Raw genomic sequence first — 14440 nt, 5'->3', positions numbered from 1 at the left:
GTCGAGATGACCCCGACGCGAATCGATGACCTGTCCCGGCTGATAGCGGAACCGACGGAATCGCTGTCGCTGGAACTTAAGCGCTGGATCGACCCGACGGCTGAGGCAGGAAAGCAGAAAATCATCTGCGCCGTCGCCGCCCTCTACAATCACGGCGGCGGCTACCTAGTGATCGGGATTGACGACAAGACCCGCCAGCCGGCTGACAGCCCGCCCAGTGATCCGCGCAGCCTGTTCAACGACGACGTGATCCAGGGCCTTGTTTCCCGACATCTCACCCCCGCCATTCCGGTCGAGGTCCGGTTCGTCCGCAACGGCGAGATCGACCACCCAGTCCTTATCATTCCGACCGGGGTCAGAACGCCCGCCGTTCTAAAGAAAGCCATTGGCACTGCTCCCAAGGACACCGTCTACGTCCGCACCCTTCACGGCAGCGGCGTCGTCAGCACCGCCCCGGCCTGCGCTGCGGACTGGCCGGTCCTGATGCAAATCTGCTTCGACAACCGCGAAGCCGACATCGCGGGCTTCATCAGGCGGCATCTCGCCTCCTCGGACCTGGGAGCCCTGACGGCGCTACTTCCGTCCGCGCCCCGGGCAGACGACCTGGCTGAAATCACCGTCAAGGCCATGGCCCGCGGCCGGAAGCGCTACGAAAAGGCTATGGCGCAGGAGCCGGTCCCTGCCGCCGGACTTGACTGGGGTCGGTTCGAGATCGCGGTCGTCGCCGATCCTCCCCAGACGGCCAGACCGGCCGATCAGACCGACAGACGCGCACTCGCAGGCAGCGACCCGAACTTCGGCGGCATGGCCTTGTGGTACGATGGCACCCTCGATCAGCGTCCGGTCTTCGAGGACGGCGGCCTGGAATGCCGTGTCATCGTGGACAGCTGGTTCGACATTCTTGACTTCATGCGATTCGAGCCAGCTGGCGTCTTCTACCAGAACCGTCTGCTCGACACGGACGCGAGCGCTCGACAGCGCAAGGCGAAGACCCAGGCAACCATGGAGCCGCGCCTGACGATCCAAGGCGTGGGAGAAAGCCTGGCCGCCGCTCTGATCTATATGACGGCCCTCGGGTGGGACCCCAGCACGACAACCTTGGGTGTACGGTGCCGGTGGACCGGAGTGCAGGGCCGGAACCTCATATCCTTCACCGGATCGCCTATGATCTTCGGTGAGAACCGCGCACGTGACGACGCGGTGGAGAGCTTCACGACGCTTCCTCTGGAGACGGCGTCGAATGCCGTCGCCCCGTTCGCGGCCAAGCTCGTCGCTCCGCTGCTCGCCCTGTTCAACGGCTATGTCCTGCCCGGCGATGTCGCCGAGCGGAGCGTCCAGGCGCGACTCGAGCGCCAAGGTTGACGACAGTGAAGCCGGCGCCCTAGTCCGCGTCCTCGTTTCGCAGGCCCGTCTGCGGTCCGCTCCTGGAACGCTCCCGCGAAAGGATCGCACATGGGGTCTGCGCCGCCTTCCGTCCCGGTTCTAGCCGCCGCGGCGTGGCCGTCGGCGCAGGACCTGGGCGGATCGCGGTCCGAAAAATCGGCGGTCGCTGCCGTCCGCAACTGGGGCGACGACGGGACCGGCGGCGCCACGAAGCCGAGCAGGACGCCGATCGCAGACGCGTCGCCAGTCCGGCGGCGTCGAGCACAACCGCGCCTTTCAAGGCCAGCGCCCGCCGGATAGACTGTCAGGGATGGCCAAATACGATCCTCTCCGCGACTACCTACGCAAACAGAAACTCGACGAGTTCGAACTCACCTTCGCCGAGATGGAGCGCAAGATCGGCTATATGCTGCCCAAGAGCGCGGCGCGGCCCCAGTGGTGGGCCAACGTTACCGACCCGGATACGACCCACGTCCAGCGCAGGGCCTGGGGCGACGCCGGCTTCGACGCCTTTCTGATCGTCGGCGCAGATCGCGTGCGCTTCCGACGCCTTCCGTCCAAAGAGCCGATTTCCTAGCTTCCGAAGTCGAAGGCGATCTGGCCAGGCGAGGTCTTGGAGCCCCGGCGTCCGACGGATGCCGCGCTCTCCTGCACCGGCTCACCGGCAGGGGTCGTCGTCGCAGGAGCCTTACTCGCGGGGGCGACGGGGCGGCTGCCGCCTTGCCGTTCCGGGTCGGCTGAAGCCTCGAACAGCCGGGGCTCGGCCGGACGACGCGGGGCCCGCGCCAGCTTCCATGCGGCCAATTCGCTCTCCCACCATCCCACCCGGCCCCGCGACACCAGGACCGGCAGTGGAAAATCCCCCGCCTTCTGCATTCGCCAGGCGGTGGTGCGGCTGAGGCCAGTCACGGCGTGAACAGCCGGCCATGCGAGCAGGCGATCGTCAGCGCCGCCCGGACGCCCGTCGGTCACGACGCCCATGACACAGCCTCGTCCGCCCGGCGCTCGAGAAGATCGGCGAGGATCCGGGCGTCCAGCGCCGCGTCGACCGGGTCGCGCATCTCCCAGGCGCGCAGCACCTCCTTCAGGGCGAAGCTGACCGCCGGATCCACCAGCAAGTCCGCCACCGTCAGCATGCTGCGATCAGACACCGGCTGTGATTGCGGATCAGCCATGGCGACGCCCCCGTGCTGCGGGCGGGGCTGATGCGCGCAGGTCGCTGACCTGGGCCAGGGCCCAGGTCCTGAGCACGCCCCTCGGATAGTAGGGCTTGTGCCGAACGTGCCGGCAGGGCGGACCATTGCCCCCCGTCGACCACAATCGGGCGAGCGTCTCGGGCTTCATGCGAATGCCGAACTGGACGAGGAAGGCTGAGGCTTCCTTGCGTGTCAGCAGGTCGTCATCGCCGGCCTCCGGTTCCGTGTGCCCGGCTTGCATCCCGGCGATCACAGCCCGCCCTCCGGCGGCCGACACTCCCGGGAGTTCCGAGCCCCGCGTCCGGCGGAGAGCGCCAGGTAGCATTCTACAACGCTGACGACATAGGCGCGGGTCGCGGCGATCTCGGGGATGCGGCCGAGCCGGGCGACGCGACCGGGCCCGGAATTGTACGCCGCGAGCGCCAGGCGGACGTCCCCGAAGCGCATCAGCTGACGGGCCAGATAGTCGGCTCCGCCGGAGAGGTTCTGCTCCACGTCGAATCGATCGTTTACCCCCAATTCGGCTGCGGTCCCTGGCATCAACTGGGTCAGGCCGCAGGCGCCCGCGGACGAGCATGCGTCGGCGCGATAGGCAGACTCCGTGATCACCAGCGCGTGGAGGAGCTTGGGGTCGAACCCGTGCCGATCCGCCGCCCGGTCGATCGCCTCCATGAACGGCTGAGACAGGGGCGGAAGCCGAGCCGCGAAGCCCGCGGCGTCGGCGACCTCGACCGTTTCGACCGCCGCCGGCCGTCCGAACAGGTCGCCGCCCGCCTCACGCCAGTCGATCGACTGGGCCTGGGACGCCGCAGGCCAGAGCAAAGCCGTCGCCGCCACCAAACAGATCTTCACCATGTCAGGGTCTCCCGGAACACCCCGTCGACATCGCCAAGGGCAACGGGTCCAAAATACCGGCTGTCGAAACTGCCCGGCGTGTCTCCCAGGACGAACAGCTGGCCCGGGCCGAGCCGCCGGCACCCTCGCCACTGCGGCAGCGGCTCGCCACGGCCGTCGCGCTCCAGGACTGGCGCGGTCCGACCGGCGGCCGTCACCCCGGCCTCGCCCCGGCAGACGAGGTCCCCCCCGACCGCCGCCACCCGCTTGATCAGCAGGACGTCGACCGGCATCCCGAGGGCGCCGAGATAGCGCTGGGCCTCCGGCGGCTGCGGCAGGGCGACGGTGGCGCCGCGACCGGGTGCGGCGCCGATCTCACGGAGATAGAGCCCCTTGGGCAGGCTCGGGCTTTCGTTGACGAGCGCCAGGGCCGGGGTCCGGTCTGCGACCGCGGCGACGCAGCCAAGAACGAAGACGGTGACTCCAAGGGCCGCCCAGCGATTTCCATTGTCCAGGGGCGAAGTCATGGCTGGTAGGGCTCCAGGATCAGGTCCCGGGTGATCATCACCCGAACGGAGGCGCCGGGCCGGAGCCGGATCGAAGGTCGGACCTGGAGCTCGCGATCGACCAATCGCCCGCCGACCTGCGACCCCTCGATGGCGGCCGCGTCGCCGGCGTCGCCGAGCAGGCCGCCGGAGCTGCGGTCATCGCCGTCCCGCGCAATCTGGCCAAGGGTCGTGATGGCGCCGGCGAACAGGGTCCCGACAAAAAGCGGCAACAGCCGACGATCGACCGATCCCCGCACGCCGACGGCGCCCTGGGCGTCCACCCCGGGCTCCTCCGTCAGGACCAGGCTCTTGCCGTTGGGCAGGATCAATCGGTCCCAGGCCAGGAAGGCGCGGCGGTCGCCATAGGCGCTCTCACCCTCATGCCGGCCGATCAGCCGCGTTCCCTGGGGCAGAACCAGGTGGCGGCCGCTCACCGAGTCGAAGACGTTTTGGGACACCGTCGCCACGACGGGTCCCGCCCGCGAGGTGTCCACGCCGGTCAGAAGCACGGCGGGGATGATGGCGCCCGCCTTCAACTCGTAGGGCGAGAGGGGCGCGGTCAGCACATGGCCGTTGTAGGTGGCGCCGATGCCGGCGGCGTCGGCGCCACCGGCCCGGGGGGACCCGCCAGCCGGCGCTCGCTCCCCCGGCGTCGCCGAGCCTTGCGCCGTTTCAAAGAACAGCCCCGATCGCGCCGCCAGTTCCTGCGGTCCCGGCCCCTGGTCTCGCGGCGCGGATCGTGGCGCAGACCCGCCGCCATAGGATCGCACAGGCTCGGTCCGGGACGACGCAACCGCTCCCGGTTCCGCCTCCGGCTCGGCGGCGGTGCGCGGCTCGGGCAGACGATCATAGGTCGCCGGCTGTTCGGTCACGGCCTCGGCCGGCCGCACCACGCCGCGCGCCTCGTCCTCCCGGGCCTCCGCCGCCCGCGCGCGGGCGCTGTCGCGCAGTTCGGGCTGGATCACGAAAGCCCAGGCCAGCGAGCCGGAGACCAGCACAGCCCCGCCGATCATGATCGCCTGGACGACGGACTTTCGCAGGCGGGTCGCTGGCGGACGCGGCGCCCGCATCGACAGGCCCGGCGGCGGCGTCTTGGCGGCCGGTTGATCGGCCTCGGCCGTGTCGGACTCAGGGCGAGGGTCAGGAGGAAGGGTCATCGGGCGGCTCCCTGAAGACGGCGGATGCGCACGACCTGGGGCCGCCGGTCGCCAAGTCTCAGCTCGGCGCGGTCGAACACGCGGTCGACAATGAAGAGGCCCCCGGCCTGGCGGTAGTTGACCATCTGCGCCTCGCCGTCCGGCGCGATCACGAACAGGGCCGGCGCCTCATCGATGTGCAGATCGGGATCAAAGGCGATGAAGGTGCGCAGACCGTCGTTGAACACCGAGACCGGCGTCCACCGCGCTCGCCGTCCCTGGGGCTCGATCCGGTAGCGGGCGTCGAGCGGGCCCTCCGGGGTCGCGACCGGGTCGGGAACGCGTAGGTCCACACCATCCTCGACCAAGGGCGACGCCGGTTCGTCCATCGCCCCGACGTCCCAGGCGATCGCCGCATTGAACCCGTCCGCCGCGCCGCTTCGCAGGTCCAGCAGGTAGACACGCCGGTTGGTGGTGAGGACCAGGTTGGTCTCCAGCCCGCGTTGCAGCGGCTTGAGCAGAACATGGATGCGCCGGCCTGCGCCCTCGCCCGAGGTGGTCTCGCCGATCTGCCAGCGAACGGTGTCTCCCGCCGCTTTCGAGACCAGGGTCTCCCCGGCGCCGAGCGTCAGGGTGGTGACGCGCAGGGGCGCGGTCCAGACCTCATAGACCCGACCCGGGGACCAGCCGAACACCTGCACCCCGCCGACAAAGGCGTCGGACTGCGACGCCGTCCGAGCCTCCACGTTGGCGGCCGCGATGGCGCGTCGTCCGGAAGCGGCCGGCGTTGCGGTTTCCGCACGCGCAGCAGGCGCTGAGGAGGAGATCGCGGCGACCGTCTCATAAGGAACAGGACCGCTGTTCGCCGGCTCGGCTTCCGCCCCATCCACGGCGCGCGTCTCCTCGAAAGCTCCCTCGCTCACAGCGGAAGCCGCAGTCTCCAGAGAGTGGGGCGCCTCCGCCGGAGGTACGGGATACGGCGACAGGACGATGGCGGGACCGAGGGCCGGGGCCGGGTCGCGAAGCACGGCGCAGCCGGTCAGGCCGAGCCCGGCGATGGTCAGGATCAGGAGGCGTCGGGGGTCCATGAGATGTCCTCGATTTTGATGCCAAGGGGGTTTTTCATCAGTTCAGCCTCGGTCCGCGGCGCCTGGCGCCCGGTCGTGATCAGAGCGCGCCATCGCTCGACCCCGGCCTGCTGGCCGTTGACGAACCGGGTCTCGCGCCATTGCAGGTCGTAGGTCCGCTCGGTGCGGCGCACGACATTGAGGATCTCGACGTTGACCGCCTCGCGCCCGACATCGGCGAACGGGTCATGCGACTGGGCCCAGGCGTTGAGGAAACTCGCCGCCCGGGGCGTCAGCAAATCGTAGGCTGCCAGCCAGTTCTGCCGGATCACGATCGGATCGATGGACTTGGAGCGGACGTCGCGAATCCAGCGCGCGAGGGCATGGCCGATCTGGGCCTCGGTCGGATCGTAGCGGCCGCCGATGGCCGTGATCCTCTGGGTCTCGCCCCAGTCGGAGACCTCCACCACGAACGGCTTGACCACGGCCCGGTCGGCCTGGACCCACCAGCCCGCGCCGAGAAAGCCGGCGAGGACAAGGTTGGCCAGCGCGATCCGCCGCCAGTTGCGGGCATGGGCGAGCGACAGACCCATGCGGTCGTCCCAGACCTGGCCCGCGCGCTGGTAGGGCGTCGCTTCGGGGGCGGACGGCTGGACGCGTCGAGGGCGGAAGAAGGGATGCATGGTCACTGGTCCTCTGTCCGGAGGTTGGGAGACAGGACGCCGCTGGTCTCGCCGGCGGGGAGCAAGCCCCGTCCGGCATTGGCGACGAAGAAAGCCTGCAGAGCGGCAGCCCGCCCCGGCGGACGCGGTGCGGCCTGGGCGGATCCGGACGCGGCGCGATGGAAGGCGCGGCGCGCGGCCTCGGCCTCGCGTCCGATCGTCGCCGAGGGCCGGCCGGACGACGCGCCATCGGGTCCAGCGGCCGACCCGCCCGCCCCCGACATGGAAGCCTGGGTGACAGCAGGGTCTGGCTCGGCCGATGCGACCTCGCCCTCCCAGGCTCGCGCCGGCTCGGCGACGCCAGGGCCTCGCCCGCCGGAGCGCGGGCCCGAGGGGGCGGGATTGTCGTTAGACGGACGCGGCGACCCCGATCCGGAAGGCCCGGAACCGGATGGGCCCGAACCTGGCGACCAGGGTCCCGACGGCGACGTCGGCGACCGACCGGAACCCGCCCCCGCCGCCGCCCGCGCAGGCCCAGCCATCCGCGCCGCCCCGCCGGAGACTGCGGCTCCGGCGCCGGCCACGGCCCCGGCCGCCAGGGCGCCTGCGCCGCTGACCGCCAGGGTCCCGGCCAGGGCAGCGCCGGCTCCAAGCGCGGGGCCGCCGGTCACGAGGGCCGAGGCGAGGTTGGGGATGAACAGCGCCAGCATGGCCAGGAGGATGGCGGCCACGAGGATGCTCAGGGCCTCGTAGATGTCGGGGTTGGCCGAAGGCTGTAGCTGATCGAAGATCGTCCGCGCGCCCGAGACCACGATGGCCAGGGCCAGGACCTTCAGACCCGAGGAGACGACGTAGCCGAGGGGCCGTTCGGCCAGGAAGGCGGACTTGTTCCAGATGCCGAAGGGCAGGAGCACGAAGCCGCCCAGGGTGACGATCTTGAACTCCAGCAGGGTGACGACGATCTGCAGGGCCAGCACGGCGAAGGCCAGCATGATGCCGATCATGGCCAGGCCCAGGATCAGGGCGTCGGTCATGTTGCCGACGACGTCGAGCGGATTGTCGACGGGCGCGGGCGTCTCGCCGAGCGCTTTCACGATCTCCCAGCCCTGTGCGAGGATGGCTCCGGGGTTGAGGAAGTCAGCACGGCTGAGCGAGCCGCCGCCCGCGGTGAGGCCGAGCTCGATGAAGCCGGCGTAGATCGTCTCCGACAGTCGCTGCCAGTCGTTGATCAGCCAGGCGAAGGCGCCGATCAGAAGGACCTTGCCGAACCCAGACGCCAGCACCTCCCGGTTGGGCGACATCGCCCACTGGATGCCCGTCAGGGCCACGACCAGGGCGATCAGCAGGCCGAAGACGCCGTTGACCGAACCCTGCAGGGCGTCGAACCCGGCCGAGATGGTGTTGGAGAACACCACCATCAGCTCGTTTGGGGTTTCCGTTCCGACCGACATTCGAGGGCTCCTCAGTCCCGTGCGTGCGACAGCGGATCGAAGACCGGGGCGGTCGGCGTGGTCACCGGCGCGGACCAGCGGCGGCGACGGGCCTCGTCTCCGGCGGCCCGGTCGGCGGCCTCCCGGGCGGTCGTCTCGGCCAGCAAGCGGGATTGGGCCAGCATGACGGTCCGGAGCGCGGCGAGGTCCTCGGCCAGGACGGCCAGCATCTGGTTCGACGACTGGATCGCCGCCGTCTGCCCAACGGCGGCCTCGCTCGCCGACAGGGCGCCTGTGAGCCGGCCGTTGCGCCCCTGACCGAGCCGTTCGAGTTCGGCCGCGGTGCGAGCCACATCCTCGGCCGTTCGCCGGGCAGCGGCTGTGCGCGCTTCGCCCTGCGCCACCAGGCGGGCCAGGTCGGCGCCGGACAGGTCGTCCGGGTAGAGCTCCGCGAACTGCTGTTCCAGGCCTTCGACTGAGGTCGCGAGCCCTCGGGCGGTCCGGGCCAATTCCGCCATGTCGCGCAGGCTCTGGCTGTTCCGGGTCAGGTGGCTGTAGGGGGATGCCGCCAGGGTCCGGGCCTCATTGGCCAGGCTCTCCAGCTGACGCGCCGCCTGCAGCGCGTTCTCGATGTGATTGCGGGGATCGAACACCACCTGCTGGGCCGGGGCCGGGGCCGGCGCGGCGCCCAGGAAACTGGCCGCGACCAGCCCGGAGGCGAGGACGCGAAGAGAACTACTCGGCCGCGAGCGGCGGGGCGAAGGCGTCGAGGACGGCGTCGACATGATGGACTCCCTTGGCTGTGAGGAACTGGCGCGCGAATCCGGCCTCTCCGGAGCGCGCGAGGATGTCGTCGATGAGGGTCTGGTCTTCCGGCGCGCCGGAGCCGCAAAGGGCCAGGGCGACGCCGGTCAGACGAAGATCAAATAGCCGGCGGCCGCGAGGCTGGCGCCAGTAGTAGGCCCTCTTGGGGGTGGCGAAGGCGATCAGCTCCAGCTGCCGCCGGTTGAGCCCGAACCCCTCGTAGAGCCGGGCGGATGACGGCTCGAGCGCGCGCGGGTTGGGCAGGAAGACCTGGGTCGGACAGCTCTCGATGAGGGTGGAGGCGATCGGCGAGGCCGCGACATCGTCCAGGCTCTGGGTCGCGAAGATCACCGCCACCCGTTTCTTGCGCAAAGTCTTGAGCCACTCACGAATCTTGGCGGCGAAGGCGGTCTCGCCGAGGAAGAGCCAGGCCTCGTCGAGGATCAGCAGGGTCGGCCGCCCGTCGAAGCTCCTCTCCAGATGGTGAAAGAGGGCCGAGAGGACCGGAGCCACCGCGGACGGCGTCGCCATCAGGCTCTCCAACTCGAAGGTGTCGAACCGTCCGGGCGCGGGGGCTTCGCCCTCCCCGTCCAGCAGGGCGCCGTGAGGCCCCTTGAGCGTCAGGGGCTCCAGGGCCGCCGCCACGGCGCGGTCCTGGACCAGGGCGCAGAACAGGGTGAGGGTGCGCTGGCTGACGGGCGCATCGGCGAGCGCGCCCAGCGCCGCCCAGATCTCCTCGCGAATCCGGGGTACGGGCTCCAGACCGGCCAGGCGGACGGTCTCGGCGATCCATTCCGAGGCCCAGGCCCGCTCGGTCTCCTCGTCGATCCGGGCCAGGGGCTGGAGCGAAAACTTCGCCCCGGGTTCGAGGGCGCGCCACCGCCCGCCCGCCGCCAGGGTGGCGGCGCGGGCCGAGCGGCCCTTGTCGAAGAAGACGACGCGGGCGTCCGGGTAGCGGAACCACTGCAGGGCCAGAAAGGACAGGAGGGCGCTCTTGCCCGAGCCCGTCGGTCCGACGACCATGGCGTGCCCGACGTCCCCGACGTGCAGCACGAGACGAAACGGCGTCGACCCCGTCGTTCGCGCCGTCGCCAGGGGCGGACCGTCCAGGTGGGCGTCCAGGGCCGGGCCCGCCCAGACTGCGGAGACCGGCAGCAGATCGGCCAAGTTCAGGGTCGAGACCATCGGCCGGCGGACATCGGCATAGGGCTCGCCCGGGAGGGAGCCGAGCCAGGCCTCGACCGCGTTGAGATCCTCGATGCGGGCGACGAGCCCCTGTGCGTTGAGCGCCGCTTCGATGGCGCGGGCCTTGGCGGCAGCCCCCTCCTCCGTGGCATCCAGCACCGTCACGGTCATGGTCAGATAGCCGAAGGCGCAGGCCTCGGCCCCGAGGGCCGCCAGGGCCCCGTCGCATTCCTCGGTCTTGGAGGCGGCGTCGGTGTCGAGGAGCGGGACCTCCTCCTTGGTGATGGCTTCGCGAAGCAGGACGCCGACGCCCTTGCGCTTGGCGAACCAGCGCTTCCTCAGCTTAACGATCTCGCGCTCGGCTTCCGGCTTGTCGAGGCCGATCCAGCGCGCGGTCCAGCGGTAGGGGAACGGCAAGGCGCCCAAGGCATCGAGCAGCCCCGGCCGGGTGACGGAGGGCAGGCCGCGCACGGAGACGACCTTGAGCCAGCGCGTCCCGAGCTTCGGCGCGATGCCGCCGGAGAGATCGGTGTCCGCCAGCCAGGCGTCCAGGAACATCGGCTGCTCGGGGACGGCGATCTGGAAGGGGCGCGTGGAGACGCAGTCGTGTAGCCAAGTCAGCAGGGACGCGTCGTCCAGGACTGCGATCTCGGGCAAGGCATCGGACAGAAGGTCGAGCGTGGTCTCCGCCTCACGGGCGAACAGGGCGAGGGCCTGGCTCCAGTCGGCGCCGCTGCGGGCCAGACCGTCGAACAGCCAGCGTTCGATCCGACGCGTCTCGTCGGCCGGCGGCAACCAGGTCAGGGCCAGTCGGAAGTCGGTCTCGAAGGCCAGGTCGCCGGCCTCAAAGCGGCTGCGGCGCTCCTCGTCCAGGAGCCAGGCGACGTCGAGGTCGAAGGCGCTTTCCGGATAGGGCGCCGCCTCGCGCCGACGGGCTTCCATGTGGAGGCACCAGCCGGTGCCGAGCCGCTTCAGCGCGTTGTTCAGCCGGGCCCGGACCGCCATCAGTTCGTCCTCCGTCGAGGACTCGAGGTCAGGCCCCCGAAAGCGGAAGCCGGTGGTGAAGGAGCCGTCCTTGTTCAGGATGACGCCGGGGGCGACCAGGGCCGCCCAGGGCAGGTGATCGGCGAGGGCCGCCGGTCGTCTGCGATGCTCGTCGAGAAAACGCATTCCGGCCTCACGCGTCCAGATGGCCCGGCATGGCCAGGTGCCGGCGCAGGACATCGAAGAAGCGGCGATCCGCCTTGGCGGCCCACAGGCCAATGGCGTGGGCCGCCGCCCACCACAGCAGGCCCAGCCACCAGATACGCAGCGCCAGGCCGAGAACCATGGCGATCGTGCCCATGGCGATCGCATAGTCCCTCGGCATCCCGGCCATCAGCACGGGTTCAGCCAGGGCCTGGGCGACCGGAAGATCCCAGCCGTCCGGACGGCCGTCGTGAGCGAAGCCGGCCATCACCCGATCTCCGCCCCGCCGGCGAAGCCGAAGAAGTCGAGGAAGAAGGTCGAGGCGGCGAAGGCGATCGACAGACCGAACATGATGCCGAGGCCCCTGCGCATCGAGGATCCGTTCTCGCTCATGGCGATGCCGGCGCCGAAGACGACCACCGCCACGACGGCCGCGGCCTGAACCACCGGTCCGGTGATCGACTCGACCACCTGCTGCAGCGGCCCCTCCCACGGCATCCCGGATCCCCCGGCCAGGGCGGGTCCGGCCAACAACAGGCCGCACGTTGTCATCGCGCCGAGAAGCCGGCGCCCCAGTATCCGTCGCATGTCTGCTTCCTTTGTTTTCAGCGCGTCTCACCGCGCCTCAACACATTGCAAGCAAATATATCCACAGGCTGTCAACTCTGTGGATCGATTATTTTGAGCGACTGTATTTTGACTTACATTCGAGTCCCTACAACTCATCTGACGACTTGTGGCGACTTATTCGCGAAGTCTCGGAAACTCCCCGGTCGACTTGCGACGACTTCCAATCATGTCCAGTCGTGGCGGGGCTTTGGCCCCGTGCGGTCCGCGCGCGGTTTTGCGTAGCGCTCACCCGTTTCTCTGGAAGAAAACGCGGGCGCCATATTCATTGGCGGAGAGGCGGATTGGCCGGTCGGGCCGGGCGGCGCCGTTATCGGTCAGGCGGAGCGCGAAGACGTCGCTACGCGGACGTGAAAGCCCTCGTTGCCCCCCTCCGCAAGCCGGGTCAGACCGCCGTCGCCCGGGCGTATGCGGAGGCGCAGGACGCTCCGGTCGTCGGCCTGGTCTCCAGGGGGAATGTCCTCTCCCGCCAGGAAGCGGGTCTGTTCGGGATTGGGAAGATCGGCCCAGAAGCCGTCGGTCGCCAGGATCAGGTCCCGCTCGTCCTCAAGCGGGAGGGCGGAGGGCGGCATGAACTCCCTGGGTCTGAAGCTGCGCGTCAGACGATGCCGGGCCGGATCGGCCGCGATCGCCGCGATATCGAGGTCGACGAAGGCGTTGGCGAGGGTGTCGGGGCGCAAGAGCCATTCGGCGCGCCCTGCGCGGACCCGTCCCAGCAGACAGTCGCCCGCATGCAGCGCCAGCCCGTCGCCGGAGCCATTCAGGTGAACGAGCGCGTAGCTCGCCGAGGCGCGCGGCCGGCGCGAAGCAAGCGCCTGGTGCAGGTCGCGGAGCTTTGCCTTCAACGCTCCAGCGGTGACGGCGCTCTCGAGTTCGACAAACCAGTCGATCAGGCCCCGGGCGATGTCGCGGGCCAGGGCGCCGCTGTCGGGCCCCCGGGTCGATCCGTCCAGGACAATGCAGAGCGCTTCGTCGCCGCGCACGCCCAGGCCGGCGCAGTCGCGGTTGTCCGCGGTGCGTCGTCCGGTCCGGGTCCGCCAGGCGACGTCAAACCCCATGGCCGCCGCCGCTTGCAGCCAGGTCGGCGAGGCGGCGGTAGACGATGTCGGTCCGTCCCTCCGGGCCACGGATATTGTCTTCCAGGAGGTGGTTGAAATCCCTGCCCTGCATGAGCGCCGCGATCTGTTCGGCGATGAAGACGCGGACCTGCGCCTCCGCGGCCCGCACCTCATCGACGAGGGCCGGGCGGCCGTCGACGACCAGCAGGACGTCTTCCAGATCCCGGCTCATCACCATGTCCCCGGCGCCGCGGCCGAGCCAGGCCTCGAGCTTGGTCGCGAGGAAGAGGGGCGGCGTGAACAGGCGGATCATGAGCCGGTCGGTCAACGGCTGCTCGACGGCCGTCTCCATACCGAGCCTGTACCATCGGTTGCTGAAGCCCAGGATCTCCGGGTCGTCGGGCATGACGTCGACCTTGAGCGCACCCAGGCGCATGCGGCAGATCACGTCGTCCTCGGCGGAGACGCGGAACCCTCGATCCATGAGCTCGTCCTGCAGCCGCGCCCACTCCCCATAGCCGGCGAGGTCCACGACCAGGTCGACATCGTCGGTCGCCCGGACCCCTTCCAGGGTCGCGATGTCGGTGACGAAGAAGGCCGTGGTGCATCCCCCGACGAAGACCATCCGCGCCCGCAGGTCCTCGCCAAGGGCCTCGGCCACCTGCTCAAGCATGGCGAGAAGCTGCCCCCGGACGCTCATGGCGCGAGGATCGCCGCGGCCAGGCGCTCGCCGGCGAGGTCGGATTCACGGCGACCGCCGAGGCGAACCGCATCGACGAGAGCCAGGTACTCGTAGAGCCTGTCGTCCTGGCGAGCGGCGACCGGGACGCTCTTGAACAGCGGCTTCACGCCCTGTCCCACCACCTCGCCGTCGGGCGACGGCCAGACGTAGATATACTCGCCGGCGCTCACCAGAAGGCCCTGCAGCATCGGTGCAGCGAAGGCCGTGGCCATGCCCCGCGTCATGGCGCCCGGCGTGGCCGGGAAGACGAACTTCAAACCATGGCTGATGAAGTCCAGCAGGCTGCGCGCATTGGCCCGTGGGCGTCTGTCCACGCGGTCACGGAGAGCGAGGCCGGAGGCAAGGCTTCGCCGTATCGAGCTGTTCACCTCGGACTTGCTGATGCCGAGCTGCATCTCCAGGTCGCGCACCGTGTGAGGCCCCTCCCTGTGCTCGACGCCTGTGTCGCGCAGCCGGAGGCGCTCCTGCTCGAGGCTCACCAGTTTCAGGAGGACGACGATGTCCTGGCTCTTGATACCGCTCATTGCATTTGTCCGCTGTCCTAGGACTGCGGACAAGATTGTAGGTGACGGAAGGATTG

Annotated in this window: 18 protein-coding genes; 2 read left to right on the top strand and 16 right to left on the bottom strand. The window is 69.9% G+C overall.

The annotated features are described in order from the left end of the window. Window positions 1-6 precede the first annotated feature (6 nt). Together LG306_RS05285 and LG306_RS05280 are read left to right on the top strand one after the other, a co-directional pair. Window positions 7-1362 carry an ATP-binding protein gene (locus tag LG306_RS05285; protein WP_354040033.1) on the top strand — a complete coding sequence of 452 codons (1356 nt, stop codon included), beginning with the start codon at window positions 7-9 and terminating at the stop codon, window positions 1360-1362. Window positions 1363-1693: 331 nt separating this feature from the next. Continuing rightward, complete coding sequence (locus LG306_RS05280; RefSeq protein WP_354040035.1) at window positions 1694-1960, top strand: hypothetical protein; 267 nt, start codon at window positions 1694-1696, stop codon at window positions 1958-1960. Here LG306_RS05280 and LG306_RS05275 read toward each other — a convergent pair. The 16 genes from LG306_RS05275 to LG306_RS05200 form a co-directional block, all read right to left on the bottom strand. Next, the gene (locus LG306_RS05275) at window positions 1957-2364 is read right to left on the bottom strand and encodes an AlpA family phage regulatory protein (RefSeq protein WP_354040037.1); all 408 of its coding nucleotides are present in this window, start codon (window positions 2362-2364) and stop codon (window positions 1957-1959) included. The genes LG306_RS05280 and LG306_RS05275 overlap by 4 nt on opposite strands. Next, entirely contained in the window at window positions 2352-2558 is a 207-nt protein-coding gene (locus LG306_RS05270; protein WP_354040039.1) for a hypothetical protein, read from the bottom strand. The genes LG306_RS05275 and LG306_RS05270 overlap by 13 nt, the downstream gene beginning before the upstream one ends. Continuing rightward, on the bottom strand, window positions 2551-2820 hold the full coding sequence (locus LG306_RS05265) for a hypothetical protein (RefSeq protein WP_354040041.1): 270 nt from the start codon (window positions 2818-2820) through the stop codon (window positions 2551-2553). The genes LG306_RS05270 and LG306_RS05265 overlap by 8 nt, the downstream gene beginning before the upstream one ends. Window positions 2821-2828: 8 nt before the next feature. Next, the gene (locus LG306_RS05260) at window positions 2829-3434 is read right to left on the bottom strand and encodes a lytic transglycosylase domain-containing protein (protein WP_354040043.1); all 606 of its coding nucleotides are present in this window, start codon (window positions 3432-3434) and stop codon (window positions 2829-2831) included. Continuing rightward, a complete protein-coding gene (locus LG306_RS05255; RefSeq protein ID WP_404418745.1) occupies window positions 3428-3940 on the bottom strand; it encodes a S26 family signal peptidase in 513 nt (170 codons plus the stop codon). The genes LG306_RS05260 and LG306_RS05255 overlap by 7 nt, the downstream gene beginning before the upstream one ends. Next, window positions 3937-5118, bottom strand: a complete 1182-nt coding sequence (locus LG306_RS05250; RefSeq protein WP_354040047.1) for a TrbI/VirB10 family protein — start codon at window positions 5116-5118, stop codon at window positions 3937-3939. The genes LG306_RS05255 and LG306_RS05250 overlap by 4 nt, the downstream gene beginning before the upstream one ends. Next, the gene (locus LG306_RS05245) at window positions 5115-6185 is read right to left on the bottom strand and encodes a TrbG/VirB9 family P-type conjugative transfer protein (RefSeq protein ID WP_191554989.1); all 1071 of its coding nucleotides are present in this window, start codon (window positions 6183-6185) and stop codon (window positions 5115-5117) included. Before LG306_RS05245 ends, LG306_RS05250 begins: the two co-directional genes overlap by 4 nt. After that, window positions 6164-6847: a conjugal transfer protein TrbF gene (gene trbF / locus LG306_RS05240; RefSeq protein WP_354040050.1), complete on the bottom strand. Its 684-nt coding sequence runs from the start codon at window positions 6845-6847 to the stop codon at window positions 6164-6166. Before trbF ends, LG306_RS05245 begins: the two co-directional genes overlap by 22 nt. A gap of 2 nt (window positions 6848-6849) precedes the next feature. After that, window positions 6850-8277, bottom strand: a complete 1428-nt coding sequence (trbL, locus tag LG306_RS05235) for a P-type conjugative transfer protein TrbL (RefSeq protein ID WP_354040052.1) — start codon at window positions 8275-8277, stop codon at window positions 6850-6852. Between the two features lie 11 nt (window positions 8278-8288). Continuing rightward, complete coding sequence (locus LG306_RS05230) at window positions 8289-9041, bottom strand: conjugal transfer protein TrbJ (protein ID WP_354040054.1); 753 nt, start codon at window positions 9039-9041, stop codon at window positions 8289-8291. Continuing rightward, on the bottom strand, window positions 8992-11415 hold the full coding sequence (gene trbE, locus LG306_RS05225) for a conjugal transfer protein TrbE (protein ID WP_191554987.1): 2424 nt from the start codon (window positions 11413-11415) through the stop codon (window positions 8992-8994). Before trbE ends, LG306_RS05230 begins: the two co-directional genes overlap by 50 nt. 7 nt (window positions 11416-11422) lie before the next feature. Continuing rightward, on the bottom strand, window positions 11423-11701 hold the full coding sequence (locus tag LG306_RS05220; RefSeq protein ID WP_191554986.1) for a VirB3 family type IV secretion system protein: 279 nt from the start codon (window positions 11699-11701) through the stop codon (window positions 11423-11425). After that, window positions 11701-12021 (bottom strand): TrbC/VirB2 family protein, encoded by a 321-nt coding sequence (locus LG306_RS05215; RefSeq protein ID WP_191554985.1) that lies wholly within the window; start codon window positions 12019-12021, stop codon window positions 11701-11703. The genes LG306_RS05220 and LG306_RS05215 overlap by 1 nt, the downstream gene beginning before the upstream one ends. A gap of 356 nt (window positions 12022-12377) precedes the next feature. Then, complete coding sequence (locus LG306_RS05210; protein WP_191554984.1) at window positions 12378-13118, bottom strand: hypothetical protein; 741 nt, start codon at window positions 13116-13118, stop codon at window positions 12378-12380. After that, window positions 13108-13818 (bottom strand): hypothetical protein, encoded by a 711-nt coding sequence (locus LG306_RS05205; protein WP_191554983.1) that lies wholly within the window; start codon window positions 13816-13818, stop codon window positions 13108-13110. Before LG306_RS05205 ends, LG306_RS05210 begins: the two co-directional genes overlap by 11 nt. Further along, window positions 13815-14384: a hypothetical protein gene (locus tag LG306_RS05200; RefSeq protein WP_224761178.1), complete on the bottom strand. Its 570-nt coding sequence runs from the start codon at window positions 14382-14384 to the stop codon at window positions 13815-13817. The genes LG306_RS05205 and LG306_RS05200 overlap by 4 nt, the downstream gene beginning before the upstream one ends. Window positions 14385-14440: the final 56 nt, after the last annotated feature.

It is taken from the genome of Brevundimonas vesicularis (assembly GCF_044807075.1).
GTDB lineage: Bacteria > Pseudomonadota > Alphaproteobacteria > Caulobacterales > Caulobacteraceae > Brevundimonas > Brevundimonas vesicularis_G.
The sequence above is the reverse complement of the archived record's forward strand: the minus strand, read 5'-3'. Positions and strand labels throughout refer to the sequence as shown.